Source organism: Streptomyces sp. CB01881 (assembly GCF_002953255.1).
Lineage (GTDB): Bacteria > Actinomycetota > Actinomycetes > Streptomycetales > Streptomycetaceae > Kitasatospora.
Genome location: NZ_CP026498.1, coordinates 10,989,213 through 10,990,391, shown reverse-complemented (window position 1 = coordinate 10,990,391; position 1,179 = coordinate 10,989,213). Strand labels below are relative to the sequence as shown.

Sequence of the window (1,179 nt, the reverse complement as noted above, 5' to 3'; positions counted from 1 at the left end):
AAGGCGCCGTCCGCTCCCCGGCGCCAGCAGCCGGGCGGGACCGGCCTCTTATGTCCCGTGCGGGGAAGGCGGACGACGCCGTCGATGCCGTGGGGCCGACCCGGTCAGCCTGCCTGGCGCAGCAGATCGGCGGGGTAGTTCCCTGCCCATTGCTCGGTGATGTCGGTGGTGGCGTAGCGGCGCACTGAAGCGTGCCAAGCAAGTTGTCCGCGTAGGTTCAGGGCGATGTTCTCGGAGTGGTCGAGGGCGGCTGTGCGGACGTCGGGGGGCAACTGCTGGTGCCGGAGTTCTGTGGGAAGGCGTTCGAGCATGCGGCTGACCGCTTGGGCGTGTTCGGTGACCCGGTCGGCGACCTGGTCCACTGCTTCCTGCAAGGAGCAGCCCTGTGCCTGCATGGTGAGGGAGACGGCGTTGTAGGGGTAACCGGTGATGCTTTCCCTCTCGACGGAGAACACGTCGTTGACCAGGGCGATGTGCAGTGATCCTGCCCGGCGCAGAGTGCTCATCGTCTGGCAGTTGCGCACGCTGTCGGGGAGGTGGAGCGGCAGGCGCAGTTCGTCGAGGTCCCACAGCCACGGCATGCCGACCGAGTACATCCGCCACCCGAGGTACTCGGGGAGTTCCGGTATTCGGCCGGCGGCCTTGAGCTCTGCCTCCAGGGCGTAGGAGCGCAGGAACGCCTCGAAGTCGGCGACGAAGACGCGCTGCCAGCTCGCCGGCCGGCCCGTGCGCGTCTCCTTCCACAGTTCGTGCAGGGCGTCGGCGACCGGGGACTGCGGCGCGGGAACGTCGTGCAGGATCCCGCACAGCTCCTCGATGCACCTCGCACGGGACCCGGGCTGCTCGTCCGAGTCGTCTTCGTCGAGCTGGTCATCGATGCGGAACGTCAGGGCCAGCCACTTCAGCCCCAGTGACAGCATGCCGAGTCCGGCTCGCGGCCATACGTAGGCGCCCGACAGGTCGGCCCCGGTATTGAGCATGCGGGCGCGGGCCTTGGGTGTCGCCGCCAGCCCGCGGAGATCGATCCACTCCCACATGATCTTGGAAGCTTCCCGCAGGTGAGGGTTGCATTCCAGTGGGAATGGAGCATGGAATTCTGGCATACGGATTTCTGTCACGGCCCGCCCCTGTGTCTCTCGTGTCGTGCCTGGGGGCCTGCCGGCTCCCCGATCAAGATCA

General features: G+C 67.5%; 1 protein-coding gene. It reads right to left on the bottom strand.

The genetic code is table 11. The features are described from left to right. Positions 1-104 precede the first annotated feature (104 nt). Positions 105-1,037, bottom strand: a complete 933-nt coding sequence (locus C2142_RS37340) for a terpene synthase family protein (RefSeq protein ID WP_241003061.1) — start codon at positions 1,035-1,037, stop codon at positions 105-107. Positions 1,038-1,179: the final 142 nt, after the last annotated feature.